This is a genomic window from Pseudomonas sp. F-14 TE3482 (assembly GCF_053629455.1).
Genome location: NZ_JBRJII010000001.1, coordinates 3,575,536 through 3,598,964, shown reverse-complemented (window position 1 = coordinate 3,598,964; position 23,429 = coordinate 3,575,536). Strand labels below are relative to the sequence as shown.

The 23,429-nt window shown below is 61.3% G+C and carries 22 protein-coding genes; 10 read left to right on the top strand and 12 right to left on the bottom strand.

Annotated elements, in window-relative coordinates:
* Window positions 1-10 precede the first annotated feature (10 nt).
* On the top strand, window positions 11-205 hold the full coding sequence (locus AB7M26_RS16235; RefSeq protein WP_123499569.1) for a hypothetical protein: 195 nt from the start codon (window positions 11-13) through the stop codon (window positions 203-205).
* Window positions 206-219: 14 nt separating this feature from the next.
* Here the strand turns inward: AB7M26_RS16235 and AB7M26_RS16230 are convergent, their stop codons facing one another.
* Window positions 220-573, bottom strand: a complete 354-nt coding sequence (locus AB7M26_RS16230; RefSeq protein WP_123499571.1) for a DUF1428 domain-containing protein — start codon at window positions 571-573, stop codon at window positions 220-222.
* Window positions 574-589: 16 nt separating this feature from the next.
* Window positions 590-1,663, bottom strand: a complete 1,074-nt coding sequence (locus AB7M26_RS16225; protein ID WP_123499573.1) for a hypothetical protein — start codon at window positions 1,661-1,663, stop codon at window positions 590-592.
* A gap of 467 nt (window positions 1,664-2,130) precedes the next feature.
* On the opposite strand from AB7M26_RS16225, the gene AB7M26_RS16220 reads away from it, so the two are divergent.
* A complete protein-coding gene (locus AB7M26_RS16220; RefSeq protein ID WP_123499575.1) occupies window positions 2,131-2,400 on the top strand; it encodes a hypothetical protein in 270 nt (89 codons plus the stop codon).
* 19 nt (window positions 2,401-2,419) lie between these two features.
* Here the strand turns inward: AB7M26_RS16220 and AB7M26_RS16215 are convergent, their stop codons facing one another.
* The 9 genes from AB7M26_RS16215 to AB7M26_RS16175 all read right to left on the bottom strand — a co-directional run bounded on the left by AB7M26_RS16215 (window position 2,420) and on the right by AB7M26_RS16175 (window position 15,179).
* A complete protein-coding gene (locus AB7M26_RS16215) occupies window positions 2,420-5,620 on the bottom strand; it encodes a glycogen debranching N-terminal domain-containing protein (protein WP_185022210.1) in 3,201 nt (1,066 codons plus the stop codon).
* 176 nt (window positions 5,621-5,796) lie between these two features.
* Window positions 5,797-6,519, bottom strand: coding sequence for a DUF2238 domain-containing protein (locus AB7M26_RS16210; RefSeq protein ID WP_454238986.1), 723 nt, complete (start codon window positions 6,517-6,519; stop codon window positions 5,797-5,799).
* A 103-nt stretch (window positions 6,520-6,622) separates the two neighbouring features.
* A complete protein-coding gene (locus AB7M26_RS16205; protein WP_123499581.1) occupies window positions 6,623-7,252 on the bottom strand; it encodes a Vgb family protein in 630 nt (209 codons plus the stop codon).
* Between the two features lie 37 nt (window positions 7,253-7,289).
* Window positions 7,290-8,510, bottom strand: a complete 1,221-nt coding sequence (locus tag AB7M26_RS16200; protein ID WP_429385204.1) for a helix-turn-helix domain-containing protein — start codon at window positions 8,508-8,510, stop codon at window positions 7,290-7,292.
* Window positions 8,511-8,606: 96 nt separating this feature from the next.
* Entirely contained in the window at window positions 8,607-9,410 is an 804-nt protein-coding gene (locus tag AB7M26_RS16195) for an energy transducer TonB (protein ID WP_123499585.1), read from the bottom strand.
* Entirely contained in the window at window positions 9,407-9,853 is a 447-nt protein-coding gene (gene tolR / locus AB7M26_RS16190; RefSeq protein WP_123499587.1) for a protein TolR, read from the bottom strand. Before tolR ends, AB7M26_RS16195 begins: the two co-directional genes overlap by 4 nt.
* 13 nt (window positions 9,854-9,866) lie before the next feature.
* The gene (tolQ, locus tag AB7M26_RS16185) at window positions 9,867-10,577 is read right to left on the bottom strand and encodes a protein TolQ (protein WP_123499589.1); all 711 of its coding nucleotides are present in this window, start codon (window positions 10,575-10,577) and stop codon (window positions 9,867-9,869) included.
* A gap of 96 nt (window positions 10,578-10,673) precedes the next feature.
* Window positions 10,674-12,587, bottom strand: coding sequence for a phytase (locus AB7M26_RS16180; protein ID WP_123499591.1), 1,914 nt, complete (start codon window positions 12,585-12,587; stop codon window positions 10,674-10,676).
* Between the two features lie 63 nt (window positions 12,588-12,650).
* Complete coding sequence (locus AB7M26_RS16175) at window positions 12,651-15,179, bottom strand: TonB-dependent receptor (protein ID WP_123499593.1); 2,529 nt, start codon at window positions 15,177-15,179, stop codon at window positions 12,651-12,653.
* A gap of 438 nt (window positions 15,180-15,617) precedes the next feature.
* Here AB7M26_RS16175 and AB7M26_RS16170 point away from each other — a divergent pair, with 438 nt between their 5' ends.
* From AB7M26_RS16170 to AB7M26_RS16160, 3 genes are all read left to right on the top strand, one after another.
* Entirely contained in the window at window positions 15,618-16,532 is a 915-nt protein-coding gene (locus tag AB7M26_RS16170) for a GGDEF domain-containing protein (RefSeq protein WP_123499595.1), read from the top strand.
* 9 nt (window positions 16,533-16,541) lie between these two features.
* Entirely contained in the window at window positions 16,542-17,582 is a 1,041-nt protein-coding gene (locus AB7M26_RS16165) for an AraC family transcriptional regulator (RefSeq protein ID WP_123499597.1), read from the top strand.
* Between the two features lie 146 nt (window positions 17,583-17,728).
* A complete protein-coding gene (locus AB7M26_RS16160) occupies window positions 17,729-18,109 on the top strand; it encodes a RidA family protein (protein ID WP_123499598.1) in 381 nt (126 codons plus the stop codon).
* Window positions 18,110-18,221: 112 nt separating this feature from the next.
* On the opposite strand, the gene AB7M26_RS16155 is transcribed toward AB7M26_RS16160, so the two are convergent.
* Entirely contained in the window at window positions 18,222-19,235 is a 1,014-nt protein-coding gene (locus AB7M26_RS16155) for a GlxA family transcriptional regulator (protein WP_185022212.1), read from the bottom strand.
* A 325-nt stretch (window positions 19,236-19,560) separates the two neighbouring features.
* Here AB7M26_RS16155 and AB7M26_RS16150 point away from each other — a divergent pair, with 325 nt between their 5' ends.
* The 5 genes from AB7M26_RS16150 (at window position 19,561) to phnE (ending at window position 23,262) form a co-directional block, all read left to right on the top strand.
* The gene (locus tag AB7M26_RS16150; RefSeq protein ID WP_429379602.1) at window positions 19,561-19,794 is read left to right on the top strand and encodes a hypothetical protein; all 234 of its coding nucleotides are present in this window, start codon (window positions 19,561-19,563) and stop codon (window positions 19,792-19,794) included.
* A gap of 237 nt (window positions 19,795-20,031) precedes the next feature.
* Complete coding sequence (locus AB7M26_RS16145; RefSeq protein ID WP_123499604.1) at window positions 20,032-20,883, top strand: putative selenate ABC transporter substrate-binding protein; 852 nt, start codon at window positions 20,032-20,034, stop codon at window positions 20,881-20,883.
* Window positions 20,880-21,677, top strand: a complete 798-nt coding sequence (locus AB7M26_RS16140) for a phosphonate ABC transporter ATP-binding protein (protein WP_123499607.1) — start codon at window positions 20,880-20,882, stop codon at window positions 21,675-21,677. The genes AB7M26_RS16145 and AB7M26_RS16140 overlap by 4 nt, the downstream gene beginning before the upstream one ends.
* Window positions 21,671-22,498, top strand: a complete 828-nt coding sequence (locus AB7M26_RS16135) for a PhnE/PtxC family ABC transporter permease (RefSeq protein ID WP_123499609.1) — start codon at window positions 21,671-21,673, stop codon at window positions 22,496-22,498. Before AB7M26_RS16140 ends, AB7M26_RS16135 begins: the two co-directional genes overlap by 7 nt.
* The gene (gene phnE / locus AB7M26_RS16130) at window positions 22,495-23,262 is read left to right on the top strand and encodes a phosphonate ABC transporter, permease protein PhnE (protein WP_123499611.1); all 768 of its coding nucleotides are present in this window, start codon (window positions 22,495-22,497) and stop codon (window positions 23,260-23,262) included. Before AB7M26_RS16135 ends, phnE begins: the two co-directional genes overlap by 4 nt.
* Window positions 23,263-23,429 lie beyond the last annotated feature (167 nt).

The window sequence follows — 23,429 nt, the reverse complement described above, 5'->3', positions numbered from 1 at the left end:
GGAGGGCGCCATGCGTCAGATCATCAGCAAAGAGCCATGGTGGGCCGTGCCACCGAAACCCGGCCAGGATGAGTCCGAGCTGGAATGGGGCTGGCTGGTTCACTACAACGAAGGCGAGCCGCGCTTCGAATTCATCAAGGAGCGGCCGTCGGACAGCCAGATTCGTAACCGCAAGAGTTGCAGGACCACCCCGACGCCGGAGTGATCCTGCGACGATGTTCAGGCTTTCACGATCATATCGAAACCGCCAAAAATCGCCCGCTGGCCGTCGAACGGCATCGGATTAACGTCCGGCTGCATCCGCGGATCGCTCATGAGTTTCGCCATCCCGGCGTCACGGGTGGCCTTGTCCGGCCAGACGATCCAGGAAAACACCACGGTTTCGTCTTCCTTGAGTTTTACTGCCATGGGGAACGAGGTCACTTTGCCATCAGGCACGTCATCGCCCCAGCATTCGGCGAGGCTGAGTGCGCCGCTTTCCTTGAAAATTTCGGCAGCGGATTGTGCGTGTTGCTTGAATTTTTCGCGGTTGGCGGTGGGTACTGCAGCGACGAAGCCATCTACGTAAGCCATGATCGTTCTCCTCGGGTTATGGGGTGATCTGCTGGGTAGTCGATTCAACGTGGCTAAAATCGACAGTGCCTGCATCCAGACCGACCGACGGCTCGGCTGTCTGTTCGAGGGTGAGGGCCAGGTTGCCCTCGATCTGCCTGGCCATGTACAGCGTTCCGGCCATGACGCCGGTGGCGGGGTTATTCACCAGCTTCACCCATGCCTTGTCGAACGAGTTTCCCAGGCTGCTGCGGATCAGCGCTTCGCTGTCGGGCCGGTCGTTGGCCTGAATGATCGCGCGCACTCCTGCCACCCCCACGGAAATCAACGCCCCGGCCGCCTTCCCTGCCACAGCCGCCACTGCACTGGCCGCCCCTCGCGGGGCCATTTCGGCTTGTATTCGCTTGCTGGCACGCTTGGCCACCGGCGCCATGCCGGCGTCCGTCGAGGCGATGCCCTTCTCGCCGCCCGCCGTGTGGATCGTGTCGATCAGTGCCAGATAAGCCGGCAATTTGCTCAGTTCGGCATGCACCACCTGATACAGCGAAGCGTCACGGGCAGGCGGCGGGCCCAGTGAAATAGCCGGAATTTTCTGGATGCGACCGTTGAGCTGCGCCATTGGCACGCCATGACGTTTGGAAATAACTTCGAGCTGCTGTCCCATCAATTGCACATAAAACTCTGTCGCCTGGCCGAGGATCGCGTCGGGATCGATCTCCACCGCCACCGGTTCCAGCACGCGCCGGTGATATTGCTCCAGCAGATAGGCCGCCAGGCGCTTGGTCGCCGCATCCTGCTCGTCTCCGGCATTGATGGCGTACCAGCTGACTTTCATCGACAGCCATTCCTGGGTCCAGTAGCTGCTGAACCACGGAATGAAGACTTCTTCGGTTTGCTGATAAACCCGCGTGCGCCAGTGCTCCATGGACCCGCGGGCATAGACCCTGGCCTGTTCGGTGGCCTGTTGCGAAGCGGCGACAATCTCCCGGTCCACCTGCTGCCAGGTGCTCTGGGACACGACCACCGGCACCACGATTACCGGGGCAGGCGTAGGCGTGGCGCATCCCGCCAAGATCACCAGCACAGCGACGATCAGCGAACGCAGGTTCAAGATCGCGGGGTCCTACAGACTGCGCCGAACGGAGTGTCCAACGCTAAACAGCGTGCTGATTTGAGTATAGGTCGGGGGCGGGGTGTGGCGAGGGAGCTTGCTCCCGCTGGGGCGCGGAACGGCCCTGAAACCTGCCACCGCGGTGGTTCAGATATAACGCAGGCGTCTTTTATTGCGACTGCTTCGCAGCCGAGCGGGAGCAAGCTCCCTCGCCACAATGGATCACTTGGGTCCCTGATCCCTGCGCAGATCGCCACCATCATTCACATCAATATTCACCATCGCCGCGAATGCCTTCCGCAAAAAAACCATCAGGTGCAGGATCAATCTCATCCCTATTTCAACCCCGCACCGGAGGGGCAAACCATGTTGATCCATCTCCTGACCTGCCTGGCCCTGACGACCGTTACCCTGACCCTGTTTTCCCGCTTGGTGCTGGATATCGGTCAAACCGAGGAGCCGAAATCATGATTCATTCCGTCAGCCTCGCCGTGAGCTTTCCGGTATTCGGCAGCAACTATTATTCACAGCAGGTCGTGTCTCGCAAAGCAGTCGCGCTGGTGTTCGACGAGCACTTCGAGGCCTTGCTGATGCCCGCAGCGGCCAACCACTTCAGTAACGAAGTGGTCGGGTTCAACGATCAGTTCCGCTTTTTGAATGATGTGCTGGTTGAGCATCTGCTGGAGACTGAAATGGCTCAGCATCCGTCACGGGCGCGACAAGCATTCACCTTCTGACACGCTCGCGCCCATCTTGCTAACTGGTGCTCAAGATCCGCACCGGCCCCTGGCGATTGAGAACCTCGATCATGACGTTTTCCCCCGAGCGCCGGAGCATCAAGTCCACACATTCAGCACCCACTGCCAAACGCCGCAAGGCGATGGTGTCCAGAAATGCCGGGAGCACCGGTTCGTCGAACAGGATATTGAGCTTCCTCGGCCTGAAGCTCAGCCCCAGGCACGACTGAATCATCGATAACGGCGCAGCAGCGGCCCAGGCCTGGGGCATGCAGGCGACTGGATAGAACGTCGGCCCTTGGGTGCGTTGCCGGGCAAAGCCGCAGAACAGCTCGGGCAGGCGCCTCAGATCGATGTAGGTCGACGCGGCGAACAGACCTTCGAAAATCCGCGCCGCGTCCCGACGGTAACCGTAGCGGGCGAAGCCGGCCGCGATCAGCGCATTGTCGTGGGGCCAGACGGAGCCGTTGTGATAACTCATCGGGTTATAGCGAGTCTGGGAAGACGCGACGGTGCGCACGCCCCAGCCGGAAAAGGATGAGCGGTCCATCAGGACGCTGACGACCGATGCCGCGCGTTCCGGGTAAGCGATGCCGGCGAACAGGGCATGGCCGGCATTGGAGGTACGGATTCGACAGGGTTTCTTGTTGCCGTCCAAAGCTAATACATAGGTGCCCAGCTCTTCGTCGAAGAAGCGGTTATCGAATTCTTCGCGCAAGCGTTGAGCCTTGTATTTGAGGCGTTGAGCCCGGTCTGGATTACCCAGCCGACGAGCGATTTTAGCGGCACCAGTCCAGGCGCCATACACGTAGGCCTGAACTTCGACAATCGCAATCGGACCCACGGCCAGTTGCCCATCGGCATGGAAAACCGAATCGTGACTGTCTTTCCAACCCTGGTTAATCAGCCCCTCGGCGGACTGCCGGCCATACTCGACAAAACCGTCACCATCACGGTCGCCGTACTCCTCGATCCAGCTCAGCGCTGCTTCGATATTCGGCCAAAGCTGACGCAGTGTGCCCAGGTCATTGGTGCGCTCCAGATACGCGGCGGCCAGCATGACGAACAGCGGCGTGGAATCGATGCTGCCGTAGTAACGCCGGAACGGCACCTCGCCCAATTCGGCCATTTCCCCCAGCCTTATCTCGTGCAGGATTTTACCGGGCTCGGAATCGGCATGGGGGTCAACGATGGTTGCCTGGTTGGCGGCCAGATGCCCGAGCACGCCTTTGGCAATACCGGGATCAAACCACAGCATCTCCCATGCCGTGATCAGCGCATCTCGTCCGAAAACGGTGCTGAACCATGGAATGCCGGCATAGGGATAGAGCCCCTCGCGGGTTTTGGTCATGAGCATGTAAAGGTCGGAAACGCTGCGGCTGACCGCCTCGTTGAACACATCGTGGGAGCTCACCACCGAGGCCGCCCGCGAAGAGAATGTGCGTAACTCGCGCCGGGAATCGCGCAATGAAATAAAGAACCCGTGGCGCACCGTAAACGGCGGGTTTTGTACGCCGCAGTTGATGTCCATGAACAGCGACTGGCTTTCCCCAGGGGCCAGCCGAACCTCGAACAACGCCGAATCGCAGGTCAGGCTGGCCGGCACCGGGGCGAAACGCAGGCGGGTCATGCGCCGTTTGTGATCCAGACCGGTGTAAGAAAGCACCACCTCTTCATCGGTAATCTCTGCCCGGTGCCCTTCGCCGCGTTGCGGACGCCGGGCGCCGCGAACTTCGAACAGGTCTTTGAAGTCGGCTGCGAACTGAATTCTCAATTGCAGATGCTGGGGCGAATCATCGAAATTGCGCAGGGTCAGGCGTTCATAGCAGGAGCCGTTCCACAAGAACCGTGAACGGCGCAGATGGATCAAATCGTGGTGCAGGATTTTTTCGCCATGGCTGTCGAACAGATCCGGGTTGGTCAGGTCGCACGTGAGCATCGCGTTATCGTCACGCAGCGTCGAACTGAGCAACAGCGGCCGCGCGCCGTTAAGCGTCAGGTAGAGCCCGGAAAGGTGGCGGGTATCGGTATGGAAAATCCCTTGCGGGCTGTCGTCCGCAAACAGCACATCGCCATTGGGATCGAACACCGCGAAGGTGTCGTTGTTTTTCAGGTTGCGCAAACGCAGCTCTTGCAACGACGCGGTGGCGGGAATATCGAAGGGCGTGGAGGGATGGCCATAGGTGTTGCCCGCCGTCAGATGGCGGTACAACTCCAGATAGTGATTGGTCATGCGCTCGACCGTGAACCGCTCCTCGAACCTGGCCCTCACCTTGCGCCGATCCAGCTCTCCCAACCGCTGCACCGCCGCTACCGCTCCTGCGACACCATCGACGATGTAACCGGATACCCCCTCATCGATCACTTCCGGCACCGAGCCCTGACCAAACGCAATCACCGGCGTGCCGCACGCCATGGCTTCGATCATGACCAGGCCGAACGGCTCAGGCCAGTCGATGGGAAAGATCAAGGCGCGGGCATTGCCCAGCAAATCTGCCTTTTGCGATTCATCGATCTCGCCGAGAAATTCGACATTCGGATGGGTGGCGATCATCGGTGCGATGATTTCTTCCCAATACACCAGATCGGCCTTGTCGACCTTGGCGGCGATTTTCAATGGCAGCCCGGCCTTCGAGGCAATCTCGATGGCGCGGTCCGGGCGCTTTTCGGGAGAGATACGCCCCAGAAACACCAGATAGTCGCCGCTCGGTTCAGGGTTGAAGGTCAGCAGATCACCCGGAATGCCGTGATAGACGTTGCCCACCCAATTGACGTCGCCCTTCACCGGACTGCGTTGCGCCTTGGATACCGAGACCAGCGGCACCTCGGGAAAGTGAGGGTAAAAGGATTGGTAATCCGCAATGTCCAGACGCCCGTGAAGCGTGGTCACGCTGCGCCCGGCCAGGTGTCGAATCAATGGAAAATGGAAGATATCGACATGAAAATGCATCACGTCGAATTGATCCGCCTGCCGCAGGACTTGATCGAGCATCAGAATGTGATGAGGCGCCCCGTCCTTGATGCGTGGATCGAACCGCAGGGCTTGGTGCGCGCCCGCTTCCAGGCGTGCCGAGGTTTGCGAATCGCCGCTGGCGAAGAGCGTGACATCGTGTCCCTGTCGCACCAGTTCTTCGGTCAGGTAAGACACAATCCGCTCAGTGCCACCGTACAAACGGGGCGGACAACGTTCGGTGAGCGGCGCGATCTGAGCGATCCTCATGGAGAGGCCCTCCGTCATTCGGTCGAAGAATTAAGGCCTCCAGTGCCTCTACTTCTCACATCATCAGGTCTGGTGGCCCCTGTCCTCGATTGACGGTACGCCTGCTTCAACAGTTCCATCCGGTAATACGCCCCGGGGCCTCAGCGGTCGCCTCCTCGTGGAACACTCAATAAATATTATGAATTCTCTTCGAAAGCATTTAATTGAGCATTTCGATGAAACAACCGTCGCCGTAACCACACGACCCATAGCGTGAAGAACGCACCTGCCACGGCCAGCGCCATGTCGGCTTGAGAGTCCCATGGGTCATTTTGTGCAGCGACAAACGCCTTCGCCGTGTCTTTTCCCAGGTACTGCCCCCCTATCCATTCGACGATTTCATAGACAGCCGAAGTCGACAGCACGATGTTCAACGCGATAAACCCAACCCAGAAACCGCGCAGCGGCGTGATTCGCACCAGCACTTCCCGAATCGGATACACCATCAAGAGGCCATAGGTCAGATGGACCAGCCGATCGTAATGATTGCGTTCAAACCCAAGGGTTTTATTCAGGCTGATCCCGGTCAAGGCTGAGCACCAGCGGTCGTAGGGCACCAGCGCGTAGGTGTAGTGCGAACCCAGCTCATGGATACAGAGAAAAACGAACACCAGACTGATGGAAATGGCAGACAGACGGAACCGTCGGGAGACGCCCACCAGGACCATCACCAGCAACAGGGCCAGCAGGTTTTCCAGGACCCAATCCACTCGGCTATGGGGTGAAACACCCAGCGCTGCGACGATGAGAAGAAATGCAATCAACAGCGCCAGGTCGTATCGCGGGTGCTCCTTGGGCATCATGACCGGCAGAGGTCTGCTGTGACTACTCAGGTCTTTTGCGCCTATCGACTTGCTCATTGGGCGCCTTCTTCTCGAGTCTTTTAAATTCGAGACGCGGCCGCTTCGCAAGTTCGTTTTTTCTGGGCGGGTATTGCGGCCCGATACCCGCCCCCAACGTTTATCAAGGCCGGCGCACCGCCCTCACCTTCCCGCTGCTGCCGCCGCCACAGAAAAACCGGTCGTGACCATCGAACTCAAGTCCCGAGACCCCGACGCCAGCTGGCATCTGGACACTCTCCAACACCTCGCCCGTGGCCGGGTCGACTCGCCGCAGCTCACTCTCGTCACCCTCCCAGGTGCCGTGCCACAGGTCGCCCTCGACCCAGGTCACCCCGGTGACGAAGCGGTTGGATTCGAGCGTGCGCAGCACTGCCCCGGTCTGGGGGTCGAGCTGATGAATCTTGCGCTCGCGATATTCACCCACCCAAAGCGTCCCTTCGGCCCAGGCGAGCCCCGAGTCGCCACCGCCGCCGGGCGCGGGGATGGTGGAGAGCACACGCCCGGTCTGTGGGTCGATTTTCTGGATACGATCCTCGGCGATCTGAAACAGATGCTGACCGTCGAAGGCTGTACCGGCATGGGCGGCGACATCGATCGAGCGCAGCGTCTTGCCACTCGCAGGATCGAGGGCGTTGAGTTTGTCGCCGGAGGCAAACCAGACCTGCTGGCCGTCATGGGTGACGCCGTGCACGCTTTCGACACCTGGAAAAGGGCCGTATTCGCGGATGATTTCGGCTGTTGAATGTTTCATGCCTTGCTCCTCGTTCACTGGGCTGGTGAAGTGGATGCTAGTCATTGGGCAGCAACCCTGTGAGTAACAATACCGTCGCGAATCCTGGAACCGGCGGGGTCATCCAGCGACGGGCCCGGCCATGACCGAACGACTGCACCTTGCCGGCCGCCGCCAACGTGTCGAGGGCTCGTTGCACGGTGCGCTGACTGGCGCCAAGCACCAACGCCAGGGCCGAACTCGACCAAGATTCGCCGTCAGCGAGGAAGGCGAGCAACGTCGCATGCTGCTCTTCGACAGGCCGCGCCAGCACCACGACGTCACGCGCAACGTGCGGCACCAACGCAAACCCGCGCGGGGTCGCGACGACATCGGCGATCAGGTGCAGCGCCGCGCGCAGGCGCCCGAGCTCGACGCGCAACCGCGCGCGATGGGAGTCATCCGCGACTTTCATACGAAAAGCTTGCGCAATCAGCGTCTCCCTCGGCACGTCGGCGGGCCACGCTTCGCCCAACGCCCGGGCGAGCGCGAAGAGCACCGGCCGCCGGGCGAGTGAAACCGCCGAGCCTGCATCGCGCACGACATACCGGCAGGCGTCCACGACCAGCTTAGGGGATGCCAATAACGCTTCAATCTCATCGAGCAGCAGCGGCTGTTCCTGGCCGCCGACAATCAGCCGCGCCGCCGGTGTATCGAGGATGCGGGCGGCGCTTTCGACCTCGGCCGTCAACGCGGGGATTGCGGCATGTTGTGCGGCACGCTCGGCCCGTTCAAGTGCAGCGCGCGCCGCTTTTGTTTGCAGGCGACGCATCGCAACGCCTGCCACGACCAGTTCGTAGGCTGCCCTCGATGCGGGGGGTAACGGTGTTGGATCGAGTTCTGTGAGCCGATGTTCGGCCTCGTCGAGGTGCCCGATCAGCAGCAAGCGGCGGATCTCGAGGTACCGCGCATGGGCGGCGTTGACCCAGTCGCCGTGCGCCTGAAGCGTTGCCCGCGCGGCGTCGAGTGCCTTGGTTGGCCAGTTCAGGTTCCGCGAGGCGAGCGCGATCTCGGCCTCGGCGACGACACATCGCGCGCGGGGCAACGCCTCTTTCGGCCCGAAAGCACGTGCGGCGCTGCGCACCAGCGCCTTCGCGCGCACAAGGTCGCCCAGCTGTGCCATCGCGATGCCGCGAAGCGCGAGCGCAGGCGCATCGTCGCGCAAGGCGATGCGGTTCAGCGCGCCGAGGGGATCACCCGCCGCGAGCGCACGCGCTGCCGCCGTGATCAGCGAATCCATCTGAAGCGCGCCACCTGTCACCCCCACCGTCCGATGCCCGCTGATCAGTCTATCTCACGACCGCCCGGCCGCATGCCGATCCGCTATGGGAGCCGCTTACTTGATCCGGTAGTGAAAGGTATTGCGCACGGCCGGCACCGCAACCGCGTGGCCGTCGACGATTCTCGGCTGGTAACGGAAGGTGTTGGCGGCGGCCAGCGACGGACGCATGAACAACGGATGGCAGCCGTCCAGCACCTTGGGGTTCTCGATGTTGCCTTGGGGATTGACGGTGTATTCCACGGTGCAATCGCCTTCGATGTTTTTATCCAGCGCCCGTTGCGGATAGTCCGGCGCTTCCTTGCTCAGGGGCAGGTATTGGCGGCTGTCGGCAGCGACTTGGGCGGCCTGCTGACGCGCGCGGTCGGCGGCCAGGCGCGATTGTTCGGCGCGATGTGCCTGTTGCGCCTGCTCTTGGGCTTGGCGTTGCTGCTCGAGGTCATGAGTGCGCTTTTCTGTCTCCTGACGCTGGCGTTGTTGCTCGGCCTGGAGCTCGCGTTTTTTGTCTTCGACGCGTTTGCGCGCAAGAACGGCCTGTTCAAGTTTTTGCGCCTGGATCTGTGGATCGACAGCAGGTTTGACGGGTTGGATGGGCGCCTCGACAACCGGCTCCGGCGTCGGCGTCGCTACCGGTTCGGGCGCCTGAGGCTGCGGCGCCGGTGGCAGCATCACCAGTTGCGTCCTCAACACCGCAGGCTGTTCGACCGGTGGTTTCTCCAGCGACCAGCCGTGCACCAACAATGCCAGCACAATGGCATGCAGCCCTACCGCCAGGCTCGCCGCCAGACTGTTTTTCCAGAAACCGCTGCGAGCAGCGTCCCGCAGCGTCATGGATGGACTGGGCATGATCATCGCCGTCATTGCGGGGCCTCGGTCACCAGCCCGAGGTTGCTCACACCACCCTGCTGCAGTGCCGCCATGGCCGCGACCACGCTGCCGTAACCGGCGTTCTTGTCGGCGCGAATGTAAACCTGAGTGTCACGGCGTTCGGCAACAATCTGCGCGACCTTGGCGCGCATCTCGTCGAGCGCCACTGCACTGTCGGTCTGGTGCTGCGTATCCAGTTCACCGCCCAGGTTCCAGTAATAACCACCCTCGGCCTTCACCGACAGGGTAAGGATTTGCTGGCGGGTATCGGTGGCCAACGCTTCACTGGCGACCTTGGGCAGTTCGATCTTTACGCCCTGGGTCAGCATCGGCGCGGTGACCATGAAAATCACCAGCAGCACCAGCATCACGTCGATGTAGGGCACCACGTTCATTTCGGCCTTGGGCCCGTGCTTGCGTTGCGGTCTGACGAGCATCTGCATTCTCCTCTCAGGCTGCGACGGCCAGGTTCATCGGCGTGCCATGCAAGGTGCGATGCAAGCGCACCTGCAATTCATTGCCGAAGGCGTAGTAGCGAGTCAGCAGGGTTTGGCTGCGCGCCGAAAAGCGGTTGTAGGCGATCACTGCCGGGATGGCGGCAAACAGGCCGATGGCCGTGGCGATCAGCGCTTCGGCAATGCCCGGGGCGACGGTGGACAGCGTCGCCTGCTGCACCTGGGACAGGCCGAGGAAGGAGTTCATGATCCCCCACACCGTGCCGAACAGGCCGATATAAGGGCTGACGGAACCGACCGTGGCTAGGAACTGCAAGCCCTTCTCCAGGCGAACTTCTTGCTCGCTGATGGCCACGTACAACGCCCGTTCAACGCCTTCGAGCACCACATCGGCCGCGTTGCCCGCGTGCTGCTTGAGGTGGCTGAACTCCTGAAACCCGGCGTGAAAAATCGGCTCGACACCGGCTTCGCTGTCAGTGCTCTGCGCGGTTTCGCGGTACAGCGGCAACAGGTCCGCCGTGCTGCGAAAGCGCTGCATGAAGCCGTTCAACTGCCGCTCGCGACGTTGCAGCACGCCGCTGCGCTGGATGATCAGGTACCAGCTGAGCACCGACGCCAGCAACAGAATGAGCATGACGGCTTTGACCAGCAGGCTGGCGTCACTGATCAGGCCCCAGATGGTCATGTGTTCCAGTGTCGCTTGCATGGTGAAACTCCTTGTCTGGCACTCCCGGGCCGTCGATGCGCGATGGCCGTTGAGCTATTCGATGAAATAGTGATGACAGGTTGATGACTGGCTGGGTCAGGGCAATTTCAACGCTTTGGTGACCTCGGCCCAGGGCACGAATTTGAAGTTCTGGGTTTGCTCGGGCATGCGTTTTCGTCCGTCCTGCACCACCAGCATGCCGTGGCTCCAGGGCCCGCCGAGGTTGGCCGAAGTGACTTCCAGGCCATCGGTTTCCGAAGCGCCGTCGATCCCCGCCGCCGCGTTCAGCCCGACGCGAAATGCGCCGCGAGACGCGAACGGCGGTTCGGCATCGAGCACCACATAGCTGTCGTTGCCCTGGCTGGAGATCACCAGATAGTCCTGCGCCGCGCTTTGATAGAGCGCCAGCCCTTCCACATCCGCCTGCAACTGCGCACCGACTTTGATCACGCTGCTGAGCGTCGCCGGCTGATCGGCGCGGGCGTCCACCGCCCAGACGCCGACGTCCTCTTCACCGAGAAACAGGCGCTGGCGCTGGTCGTCGGCAACACAGCCTTCGGGCTGGCTATCGACCTTGAACTGGCGCACCAACTCGCCCTGTACGCGGCCGTTCGGCGCGCTCAGGCGGTATTGCAGGAAGGTGCCGTCCTTGCCGTTGACGATCGCGTAGATTTCGCCGCTGGCCGGTTGAAACAGGCAGATGCCGTAGATGTCCTTGAGCGGCGTGGGAATCTCGCCGGCTTCGCGCAACTCACCGCTGGTGCGGTCGATGCTGAACAGGCTGAGGCTGTTGTGATCGCGATTGCTCGCCACCGCGAGGTCGACGGTCTGCTGACCGAGCTTGAAATTCGGCCGTATATCGACGTTGTTCAGCCGCCCCACCGGCAATTCCTGCAGCAACTTGCCTTGCAGGTCGTACGCCATCAGCCCCTGCTTTTTATTGGTGCCCAGCACCCGACTCAGGGCGGGTTGCTGCGGATGAACCCAGATCGCCGGATCATCCGCGGCATCGCCCTGGCGCCCCACCGGGTCGCTTTGGCTGATTGCTTTTACGTTCGCCAGCACCGGCGCCAAGGGCACCGGCGTGGCTTGCCAGTCGAGTTCGCCCTGATACAGACGGCCGTCGTCATCGTCGCGCAGCAGTACTTGCAAGCCTTTGGCCGTCGGGCGCAGGGCGAAATTTTCCGGTTCCTTCAAGCCTGGCAGCGCCAGTGTGGCCTGAGCCGTCCAGCGTTCGCCCTGCTGCTGATAGAGATGCAGCTGCGCGGCTTTCGGGTCGAGTGCAACGATGCCACCCGGCACCAGGGCCATAACGCCAGCGGCCTGTTTGATCTCGCCGAACGGTTCGCGCATGGCCACCGGTGAGCGCGTCACATCGGCTTCGGCATGCGCCGGGTAGGCCCACCAGCCGACATTCTCCTCATTGACCACCAACTGATTGGCCGCATCGTCGACCTGGCAAAACTGTGCCGACGGCGGCAGCGGCAGACCGCGCACCCGTTGCGGTTGCGGGTTCAAAGTGGCGCCGTTGCCCACCAGCCATTGCTCACCCTTACCCTCCTCGCCCACCAGAAACAGGAACAGGTTGCTGGCTTCGTCGCGGTACAGGCACAAACCGTTCACCGGGTAATTCCGCGTCGGCAGGTACACCGGTTGCCCCCAGTCGCGCTTGGCCGGATCGAGGCTGACCAGCACCGCTTGTTGACGGGCGTTGTCGAGGCTGGCCACCAAGACGTGTTGGCCGGCGGCGCGGCTGTCCAGGCTACTGAACGAACCTTTCAGGCGCGCCAGCTCTTTGCCCTGCGCGTCGAGCAGCAGCAAGCCATCACGCTCGCTGGCGGCCAGGCGTTCGGGGCCGAGGTCGGCGGGCAAAAGCGCCACTGCGTCGACCGCCAGGTTCGGCGCCCAGGGTGTGAGGCTCAGGTTCGGCGCGGCCGCCAGGGCCTGACCGATGGTCAAGCTGATCAGTGTGGCCAGCAGACCGTGTTTGGGTAACCACGAAATACTCATGAACAGGCAAAGTCCTTGTCGTGCATCCATCACGGCGGCAGCACCGGGCTGCCGCCCCGGGGCTTAGAAGTGGGTGAAGGTCAGGCCGAGCTTGTAGGTCGGGCCGTATTCTTCGTATTGGCCGTTGTAGGAGCGGTTGCCGGTGTAGACGAAGTACGGCTCGTCGGTGAGGTTCTGTGCCTCGAAGCTGACTTGCAGGTTTTTGGTCAGCGAATAGCGCGCGCTGAAATCGACGAAGGTCTGGGCATCGACGTGCAGGTCATGGGCTTTGTCGTTGATCGAGGCCAACTCAAAGAGGTAATCGGACTTGTAGTTGGCCGACAGACGCAGGCTCAACTTGTCGTCTTCCCAACCGAGCATCAGGTTGCCGACGGTGTCCGATTGATTGGGCAAATCGATGCTGCGCTTGCGGTTGATACCACTGGCGGCGTCGAAGCCTTCGATCTCTGCATCGGAGCGGCTGAAGGTGGTGTTGGCGCCGAGCAGCAGGCCGTTCCAGGGTGCGGGCAGCCAGTCGAATTTCTGCGAGTAGGCCAGTTCCAGGCCATAGAGTTTGGCGCTGTCGCCGTTGGCAAACGTGTGAGCCTCGGAGAAATCGGCCCAGGCGCCGGTGCCGGCGAGGTCAGTGTTGTAGACGAAGTTCTTGATGTCTTTGTAGAACACGAACGCCGAGACCGTGCCGGCATGGCCCATGTAGTGCTCGATGCCGAGGTCGAGGTTACTGGATTCCAGCGGCTTGAGGTCCGGGTTGCCGAAGGTCGCCTCGTCATCATCGATGACAAAACCCGGCGCCAGTTGGCCGAACGTCGGGCGCACCACGGACTTGGTCCAGGCCGCGCGCACCTGAGTGTTCTTGTCCAGTTGATAACGCGCATGCAGGCCCGGTAACCAGTGGTGATAGCGGCGTTTGGTCTCGGTGGACTGGAACTCGCCGTCGGTGGCGCCGGTGCCCTTGGCTTCGAACTCGGTGCCTTCGTAGCGCAGGCCGGCAATGAAACGCCAGTCATCGATATCGATGGTGTTCATCAGGTAGCCGGCGTTGATGTCTTCGCTGATCTTGAAGTCGTTGACCCGCGATTCGGTCTCGTCGTAGAAGTCCGCCTGATTCAGGCCACCGATCAACTGCTTGATGGCGCTGCCGCTGATGCCCGGGCCGAACTGGCCGAGACGATAATCCACGGTACCCTTCTTGAATCGGCTGAGGTTGAGCTGTTCATCGCTGAAACCCAGATCGTCGAAATCTTCATAGACCCAGGCGTCGAGGTTGTTGTCTTTGTTGCGGCGGCTGACCTTGCCGCCGAATTTGACCTGGGACGCATAGCCGCTGAGGTCGTAGTCGCGGGCCAGGTCCAGGCGCAGGTTTTTCTCGGTGTCGGTGGTTTTCTGTTTTTCCCAATCGACCTTGTCGAGGCTGAAGTTGTCCGGATTGTAGAAGCCCTGACCGATGATAGGCCGCGGCTTGTCGTTGTCGTGGAAACCGCTGTCGGCGAAATCGTCGGTGCCGTTGAACGCGGCGTTGGCGATGTGGCCCGGGCTGTCTTCGCTGGAGCGGCTGTAGCCGGCCTGGCCGCTCAGGGTCCAGAGGCCGAACATGCGCTCACCGCCCAATACGTAGGACTGGATTTCCTGGGTCTCTTCCCGCTGCTTGAGTTTGCGTGAGCCTTCGGCGTCGCCCAACTCCCCCGCCGCCAGCGGGTCGCCGAATTCGAGGTTGGTGGAGTTGCGCGTCTCGCTGTCCTTGTAGCGGCTGTACAGGGTACGCAGGTAATAGCTGCTGACGTCGTCGGGTTTGTAATCGAAGTTCAGGCCGCCACCGGCGCGTTCACGGCTGATGTCGTAATCGCGTTGCTCGAACTCCTGCAATCTGGCGCCTTGCTCGAAGTCCCAGGCGCCGCCGGTTTCGACGTTGTCCGAGCCGAAGTCGCGCTTCTGCCAGCTCAGCGCGGCGGCAACACCGAAGTTGTCGATGCCGTCGCCAAGGCTGAAGCGATCACTGATGGCACCGGAAAATTTCGGGCTGGTCTGGTGAGTGTTTTTGTCATAACTGGCTTCGCTGCTGCCGGTGTAGAACAGCCCTTTGTGATCGAAGGCCGAGAGGCTTTTCACATCCACGGTGCCACCCAGGGAGTTGGCGTCCATGTCCGGGGTCAGGGTTTTGATCACCGACAAGGACTGCACCAATTCCGAGGGCAGCACATCGAGGGCCACGGCCCGGCGTTCGCTTTCCGGCGAGGGCACCAGCGTGCCGTTGATGGTCACGCTGTTCAGATCCGGTCCGAGGCCACGCACGCTGACAAACCGCCCTTCGCCCTGGTCGCGCTCGACGCTAACGCCCGGCAGGCGCTGCACCGCTTCGGCGACGTTTTCGTCCGGCAACTGCGCCACGCCGTCGGCATGCACCACGCTCTTGATGCTGTCGGAACTGCGCTGCTCCTTGAGCGCCTGATCGATGCTCGCCGCCTGGCCCACCACTTCGACGTGTTCGGTGTTCGCCACGGTTTCGGCGGCGCACAGGCGTTCACTGGCGATCGCCATGGCCAGGGCGGTGAGCGTGAAACCGACCACTCCTGCGGTGCTGCTGCGCTTGTACATGAATGTCCTCCCCCAAGAGTCCGTTAACGCCAGGCAAGAGGCCCGGCAACTGGGAGGGCACGCTAGGGACGGGGGATGACGGTTCTGTGACAGGGGGTGGCGGAAGGTGCGGTAAACCGGGGTTTTGCCGGGTTTCGGGGCGGGAAGTGAGCTGAAATGACTTGTTTGCATCCGATCGACACCGACTCTGTGGCGAGGGAGCTTGCTCCCGCTCGGTCGCGCAGCGGCCGCATGAGTTTTACCTGACCCACTGAAGTTGGGGAGCGCTGCGCACTCCAGCGGGAGCAAGCTCCCTCGCCACAGGTCTTCACTCGCCAGAAAATCTCGCAGGACCGTGAGCTGATTCGACCTCCAGCCTGGCTCACACCCCAGTCACCCGACTGTCACAAACATCTGCTGTGCTGGCGCGCATTGCTTCTTCGCCAAAGGATCGCGGCCATGTTCTCAGTGCTCAAACCCCACCGTTGGAAACTCGCCCTGCTGCTGTTGGCCGCCAACCTGGGGTTGCTCCTGCATCTGGCCTGCGGCGAGTTGAAACCGGTCAGCGAATGGGTCTGGCTGGACATCGTCGGTGAAGGCGGTTCGGCGCTGCTGGCGTTGGTCTGGTTGGGGTTGGTACTCAAGAGTCGGCCAGCCGGGCGCGTCACCCATTACCTGGTGCTGGGTTTGAGCGGGATCTTTTTTTCCTGGTGGATCGACAGTCTCGACGAGTTTATCCGCCTGCCTGACAGCATCACCTGGGATCACTGGCTCGAGTCCGGGCCGATGCCGGTCGGCATGATCCTGCTGACCATCGGCATCTATCACTGGCACCGCGAACAACTGGCGATCAGCGCGCAGATGGAGAAACGCGAGCGGCTGTTCCGCGAGCATCGGTTATTCGACAAACTCACGCCGTTGGGCGGCGCCGATTACCTCAAGCGTCAACTGGCCGGCAGCCTTGAGGAAAGTCACGGCCAACAACAGCCGCTGTCGTTGTTGGCGCTGGACCTGGACAACTTCTCGGCCATCAATCAGGCCTTCGGGCATGCTGAAGGCGACGCCGTGTTGCAAGCGGTCAGTCATTTGCTGCTGCTCAACCTGCGGCGCCAGGACTTGCTCTGCCGACTGGCCGGCGACCGTTTCGTGGTGCTGCTGCCCAATACCGGCGAGAGCCAGGCAAGGTTGCTGGCGCTGGAACTGCAACAAGCGGTGCAGGGCCTGGCACACAAAACCCGGCTGCATGGCGAACGCTTGCAACTGTCGGCGAGCACGGCGGTGGTGATGGCGCTGAACGAGTCGCCGGACGCCCTGCTCAAGCGCCTTAACCTGGCGCTGGCCCGGGCCAAGCAGCCTCTGGCAAGAACGGCCTGAGGCCCGGCCATGACCCTGAAAACCACGTGGTACGAAACCGATAGCCGCTTCATTCCCGGGCATTATCAGCCGGCAACCCTGATTGATCTGGCGCTGTCCCGGGACATCGACAGCCATCGTCTGCTGCGCGGCACCGGGCTGTTTCATGAAGACATTCTGGCTGGCCAGACCCGCCTCAGCCCCCAGCAGTTTTTCGCACTGATCGGTAATAGCCGACGTCTGCTGGATGCCGATGACAGCAGTTTTCTGTTCGGTCAGCGCCTGCTGCCCGGACACTACGGCGCCGCCAGCCACGCCCTGCGCCATGCCCAAAACCTGCACCAGGCACTCAACACCCTGGTGCAGCAACAGGCGCTGCTCAGCCCGTTAATGACGCCGCGATTGGTGCTGGATGAAAAACACGCCTATCTCTATTGGCTGGACAGTTGCGGGGCCGGCGAGCAATGGCGCTTTCTGCTGGAAGCAAGCATGACCTCGCTGGTGGCCATGAGTCGCGCGCTGAGCGGCCAGCGTCTGCCGTGGGAATGCAGTTTCAGCCATGCCGAGCCCCGTTATGTCGAGCAATATTGGGTGCATTTGGGCGAGCACACTCAGTTCAACCGGCCTCTGGACCTGATGCGCATCCCCCGGGAATTTCTCGCCCAGCGATGGCCCGATGCGTCGGCCACTGCTGGCCAGGTCGCCCGTCAGGAAGCTCAGGGGCAACTGGAGCAGTTGGGCTGCACGTCGAGCTTTCTCGACTGCCTGTACCGCTATTTGCAGCGCCACGTGCGCCACACCCCAAGCCTGGAACAAGCCGCCCAGACCTTCGCCATGAGCCCCGCGACCCTCAAGCGCAAACTGCAAAAACACGACACCGGTTTCCAGCAGCAGGTAGATTTGGTGCGCAAGCACGTGGCCCTGTACCTGTACCAGATCAAGGGGTTCAGCAATGAAGCTGTGGCCGAGTACCTGAGCTTCAACGATGCAGCAAACTTCCGCCGCTCGTTCAAGCGCTGGACCGGCAGTACACCCAATTTGATCCGTCAGTTGTTTAATGCCGGCCTGTAGGCGCGGCCGCGACTCAACAGGCCATGAAGCTGGCAGATGGTCTCATGCTATAAACTGACCGCCGTACGTTAAGTCGTAATGAGAAAGCTGCATTCGCCCGTAGCAGCTGCCCCATACATCATCGCCCCTCAAGCAAGAGAACCCTCATGGCAAATCGCGACATCACCTTTCTCCCCGACCCGGACCCGGAATCCATCTCCTCCGATGTCGCCGGTTTCGGCGGCCTGTTGGTCTCCACTCAAATCCCCACCCGTGCCGACGGCAGTCTGGAGCTGGGTGGCATCGCCGAGCAGAGTGAATGCACTCTGCAAGCGCTCAAGGTAGCGTTGGAGCTAGCCGGCAGTTCGATGGACCGGGTGCTGCATCTGACCATCTACCTCACTGACATGGCCGACCGCGCCGCTTTCAACGAAGTCTACAGGCGCTTCTTCGCCAAGCCCTGGCCGGTTCGCGCCGCCGTTGGCGTGGCGTCCCTGGCGGTCGAAGGTATGCGCGTGGAAGTCACCGCGATGGCGGCCAAGGGCTAAGTCTGCGGACTTGTCCGGTGCACCTGCTCCAGCGAGCGGCCGCCACGGCATCACTCATTCCCAACGGCAGGTTTGCGCCGTCGGGAATGAGTGATGCACTCAAAAAAAGCGGCTATTTGACCAGCCGTTTTTCCTTGGAAGGCCTGTAGCCAAAGTACGAGCTATAGCACTTGCTGAAATGACTGGGCGACACAAAGCCACAGGCAACCAATACGTCTACCTGTGACAGTTCTGTGTGCTGAAGCAATCGACGCGCTTCGGTGATGCGCAGCTCCATGTAATACCGCTGCGGTGTGGTCCCGAGCTGCTCCTTGAACAAGCGTTCGAGTTGTCGCCGGGAACGGCCCGCGTAGACTGCCAGCTGCTCCAGCTCCAGAGGCTCTTCGAGGTTGGCATCCATCAGCTTGACCACCTCTCGCAGCGGCGCGCTCACACAGATATTTTCAGCCGGTTTGATGCGCCGGTAGCGAGACTCCTCGAAAGCAAGAATGTCCTCGATACCCTCGACCAGGGCTTTATCGTGCAGTTCCTTGATCCAGTCCAACGCCATATGAAATGCCCCAGAGGGACTGGACGCGGTGAGCCGGTCTCGATCAATCACATAGGGTTCACTGGTGACATGCGTCGCCTTGGAGATTTCCGCGAGTGCGGGGCGATGTTCGGGGTGAATGGCGCAACGGTATCCATCGAGCAAGCCTGCGCTGCCCAGGAACCATGCACCGTTCCACAACCCGGCCAGAATGACGCCCTGATCTGCCGCCGCTCGCAACAGGCTGATGAACTCATCAGTCGCCTTCAGTTCTGTCCTGTAGCCACCGCAAATGACCAGCAGGTCCAGGTTGTGAATGGCTGAAGAATCGATACGTGCATCCGGCCGGATGACCAGGCCCAGGTCGCTGACAACCTCCCCCTCATTCAAGCCGAATGTTCGGGAAGAGAACAAGCCGGGGCGCAGAAGATTCGCCGTAACAATCGTGTCCAGTGCTTGCGTGAACGCGGGCAGCGAGAAATGCTCGAGCAGCAAAAAGCCTGCCCGAGTCATTCGAGCAGGCTCGCCAGGGTTCTCATTTAGATAGCGGAGGTTTTTCCCCTTCATGCCTCCGCTGAATTGACGTCGTTCGATCAATGTTCGACCCACTCGGTTACGTTAACCAACCTGTCATTAGGTGCGCTAATAAAGCTAATGCTACCTGCAGAAGCTCAAAAAGCCCTAGCGCAATTATGCGACCGATCAGGCCAGTTGAAAGCCGTGACGAAGCGGGTCTTTATCATCGACGAAAATGGTGTTGTGGCCGGGGACGACACGCGAGAGAGCGTTTGCGACATGCCATTGAGGCAAGGGAGAGGCGTTATTGAAAACAGTAAGCATTGAACCGCGTCATAAAGGCTGAAAAACCCGAACTCCCTCCACACCGATGACTCCAATTTATAGGCCAATGGAGGTGAGCGACATGAACAATGATGACCGTGTTAATGACGACGAATCAGAAACGACCTCGAACATCCCGCCTGCCGATACCTCTGGCAATCCCGACGATGTGGTTGAAACAGAGCTTGAGGACAGCGACAACGACAACGACAACGACAACGAAGGTATAAATCAAACCCATGCCCGGGAGCTGGAGGCTGAAGAGCTCAGGCGAAAAATAGCGGAGATAGAACGCAAGGTGGCGGACGGTAACTAGCAGGGTGCCGCTGGAACGAGAGAAATCATGATGCAGACGTTGGTGGGGGGGTGATCTCCCAAACGGTATTATGCGTTCCGGAAATTGACCGCTTTGCGTTTTGGATTCAACCCGCCGATGCAACAGATTGCAATTGGGCCAAAACCGGTCAATATCGCTCCCTTTCGTCTACCCTCACAAAGCGCCAGGCATGCTTGGCGCCTCGACATTCTTTTGTTAATACACCGGAGATTTTTCATGTTCAAGCGTACCCTGGCATTGGCCGTCAGCTTGATCCTGCCTTTTTGCACCCTGTTGGCGCAGGCCGCCGATACGCTGAAAGTCAGCGCGATTCCCGATGAAGCCCCGACCGAACTGCTGCGAAAGTTCAAGCCGCTTGGCGCCTATCTGGAACAACAATTGGGCATGAAGGTCGAGTTCGTGCCGGTGAGTGACTACCCGGCCGTGGTCGAGGCGCTGGCGACCGACCGCATCGATCTGGCCTGGCTGGGCGGCTTCACGTTCGTGCAGGCACGCCTGAAAACCGGCAATGCCATTCCGCTGGTACAGCGCGAACAGGACGCCCAATTCACCAGCAAATTCATCACCGCCGACCCTGCCGTCAAGTCCCTCGCCGATCTCAAGGGCAAGACCTTTGCATTCGGCTCGGTGTCCTCCACATCGGGCAGTCTTATGCCGCGCTACTTTATGCTCAAGGACGGCATCAAGCCTGAAACCTACTTCAGTCGCGTCGGCTACTCCGGTGCTCATGATGCCACTGCCGCCTGGGTCCAGGCCGGCAAGGTCGACGCCGGGGTACTGAACGCCAGCGTGTGGGAAAAACTGGTCGCCGCCGGCAAGGTCGACACCACCAAGGTCAAAGTGTTTGCGACTACTCCGGCCTACTTCGACTACAACTGGACGGTGCGCGGGACTCTCGATCCAGCGCTGACGGCCAAGATTAAGGCTGCCTTCCTGGCCCTCGATCCGGCGAAGCCTGCGGACAAGGAGATTCTGGATCTGCAGGCCGCCAGCCGATTCATCGAAACCAAGCCCGAGAACTATAAGGGCATCGAGGAAGCCGCACGCGCCGCCGACCTGCTCAAATGACATTGCGTCTAACCCAAGTCAGCCTTACCCACGCCAATGGTGTCCAGGCGCTGCGTGGCGTGGACCTGCACATCGGTGCCAGCGAACAGGTCGCCATCATCGGCCCGTCTGGCGCGGGCAAGTCCAGCCTGCTCAACCTACTGGCCACCGCCCTGCGGCCGGGCAATGGCGAGCTGCAGGTGCTCGGCGAGCGAGCCTGGCAGCTTTCTGCCCGTCAGCGTCAGCGTCTGCGCGCGCGCATCGGCCTGATCCATCAGTCGCCTCCCCTGCCACCGCGCCAGCGTGTGATCACCGCGGTTCTGGCCGGTAAGCTGGGTCAGTGGGGTCTGGGCAAGAGCCTGCTGAACCTGCTGCACCCACTGGATATTCCGGGCGCACGCGCGGCATTGGCCCGGCTGGACCTGAGTGACAAGTTGTTCGCGCAATGCCAGCAACTGTCCGGTGGACAGCTGCAACGTGTGGGCATTGCCCGCGTGTTATACCAGGCGCCCGAGGTGTTGCTGGCCGATGAGCCGGTTTCGGCCATGGACCCCGTGTTGGCCCATCACACGCTTTCGGTGCTCTGCAGCCATGCCCGGCAGCACAACGTCACCCTGGTCGCCAGCCTGCATGCGGTGGAGCTGGCCCTGGCGCACTTTTCGCGCATCATCGGCTTGCGTGATGGCCAGATCCTGTTCGACCTTCAGGCCAGCGAAGTCGACCGTGAGTTGCTCGACAAGCTGTACGCCAACGAACAACTGCTATCCCCACCGATTGCTCCGGCGCCCTTGAGTGTGCAGATTCCCCGATGCTGACCCGTGATACCCGAGATCCGGCCACCCGGTCCCGCCTGCTGTTCACATTACTGGCCCTTGCCCTGCTGTGGCCGGGCATCCACTTCAGCGAATTGGACCTCAGCGTACTGGTGGCGAGTGACAGTCAGAGCGAGATGGGCCGGTTTGTGTCCGCCTTCTGGCCACCGGCCCATGGCGAAGCGTTCATTGAGCTGTTGTTGCAAGCCACCCTGCAGACCCTGGCCATCGCCACGGCCGGCATGGCCCTGGCGTTGCTGTTGGCAGTCCCCGCCAGCCTGTTGGCCAGCCGCGCTCTGTCGCTGTCTGCGGCCTCCCGTGCCGGCCACCCGAGCTATTGGGGCCAACTGCTGCGTTGGCCGGTACGCGGTTTGCTGATATTCCTGCGCAGCGTGCCGGAAATCGTCTGGGCCCTGCTGTTCGTGCGCGCCGTCGGCCTCGGCCCGACGGCCGGGGTACTGGCCATTGCCATTACCTACAGCGGCATGTTGGGCAAGGTCTATGCGGAAATTTTCGAGTCGGTCGACCAGCGCCCGGCCCACGCGCTACTGCAATCGGGCAGCGGTCGGCTCACAGCCTTCTGCTACGGGATCCTGCCCAATGTCGCTGCGGAGCTGCTGTCGTACACGGTTTACCGCTGGGAATGCGCCATCCGCGCCTCGGTGGTGATGGGCTTTGTCGGTGCCGGCGGTCTGGGCCAGCAAATAGATCTGTCGTTGCGCATGTTCGCCGGCGGTGAAGTGGCCAGTTTGTTACTGACGTTCCTCGTGCTGGTGCTGCTCGCCGATCAACTCAGCCGCCTGCTGCGCTGGAGGCTGGCATGAATCGCCTGATCAATCTGGCACTGCTGCTCTGCATCGGCGCAGCGGTGATCGCCTCGTTCATCTACCTGGGCATCGACCTCGGCGAGCTGGGCGGCACCGGCAACCTGAAGCAGATGGGTGCTTATGCGCAGCGTTTTCTCAGCCCGGACCTGAGCTCCGGCCATCTGCAAGCCATCGGCCACGGCGCCCTGGAAACCATTGCCATGTCTGCCCTGGGCACCCTGCTCGCGGTGGTATTCGGTCTGCTATTGGCATTGCCTGCGGCCGGGCGCTTCGGCTGGCCATTGCAGAGCGCATCGCGCCTGGTGCTCAACGCCTTGCGCGCGGTTCCGGAACTGGTGTGGGCCGCGCTGATGGTCCTTGCCGCCGGCCTCGGTCCGAATGCCGGCACCCTGGCGCTAGCCCTGCACACCACCGGCGTGCTCGGCCGACTGTTCGCCGAAGCGCTGGAAAACACCCCGCCGGAACCGGCCGAAGCCATCCGCTTGCAGGGCGGCAATGCCGTGTGGGCTTTCTTTTACGGCACCCTGCCCAACCTGTTGCCACAGCTACTGGCCTACGTCTTGTACCGCTGGGAAAACAATATCCGCATGGCCAGCGTGCTCGGCTTCGTCGGCGCCGGTGGTTTGGGGCAAATGCTCTATGTCAGCCTCAGTCTGTTCCAGGAAGCGCAAGCCAGCACGGTGATTCTGGCCATGCTGTTACTGGTATTCGCGGTCGATACATTGAGCAGCTGGAGCCGTCAACGGTGGGTCAAGGCTTGACTGCTTCAGATGCATCTGCAAGGCGCACGGCAATCGTTCAGTGAGTCTTCGAAGCTATGAAAACCCGAGGAACGACAGGATAACCACGACGATCACAACGGCCCCGACGATGTAGATGATGTTGTTCATGAAGGCCACCTCTCAACCTGGACAGGACTGCGACACGA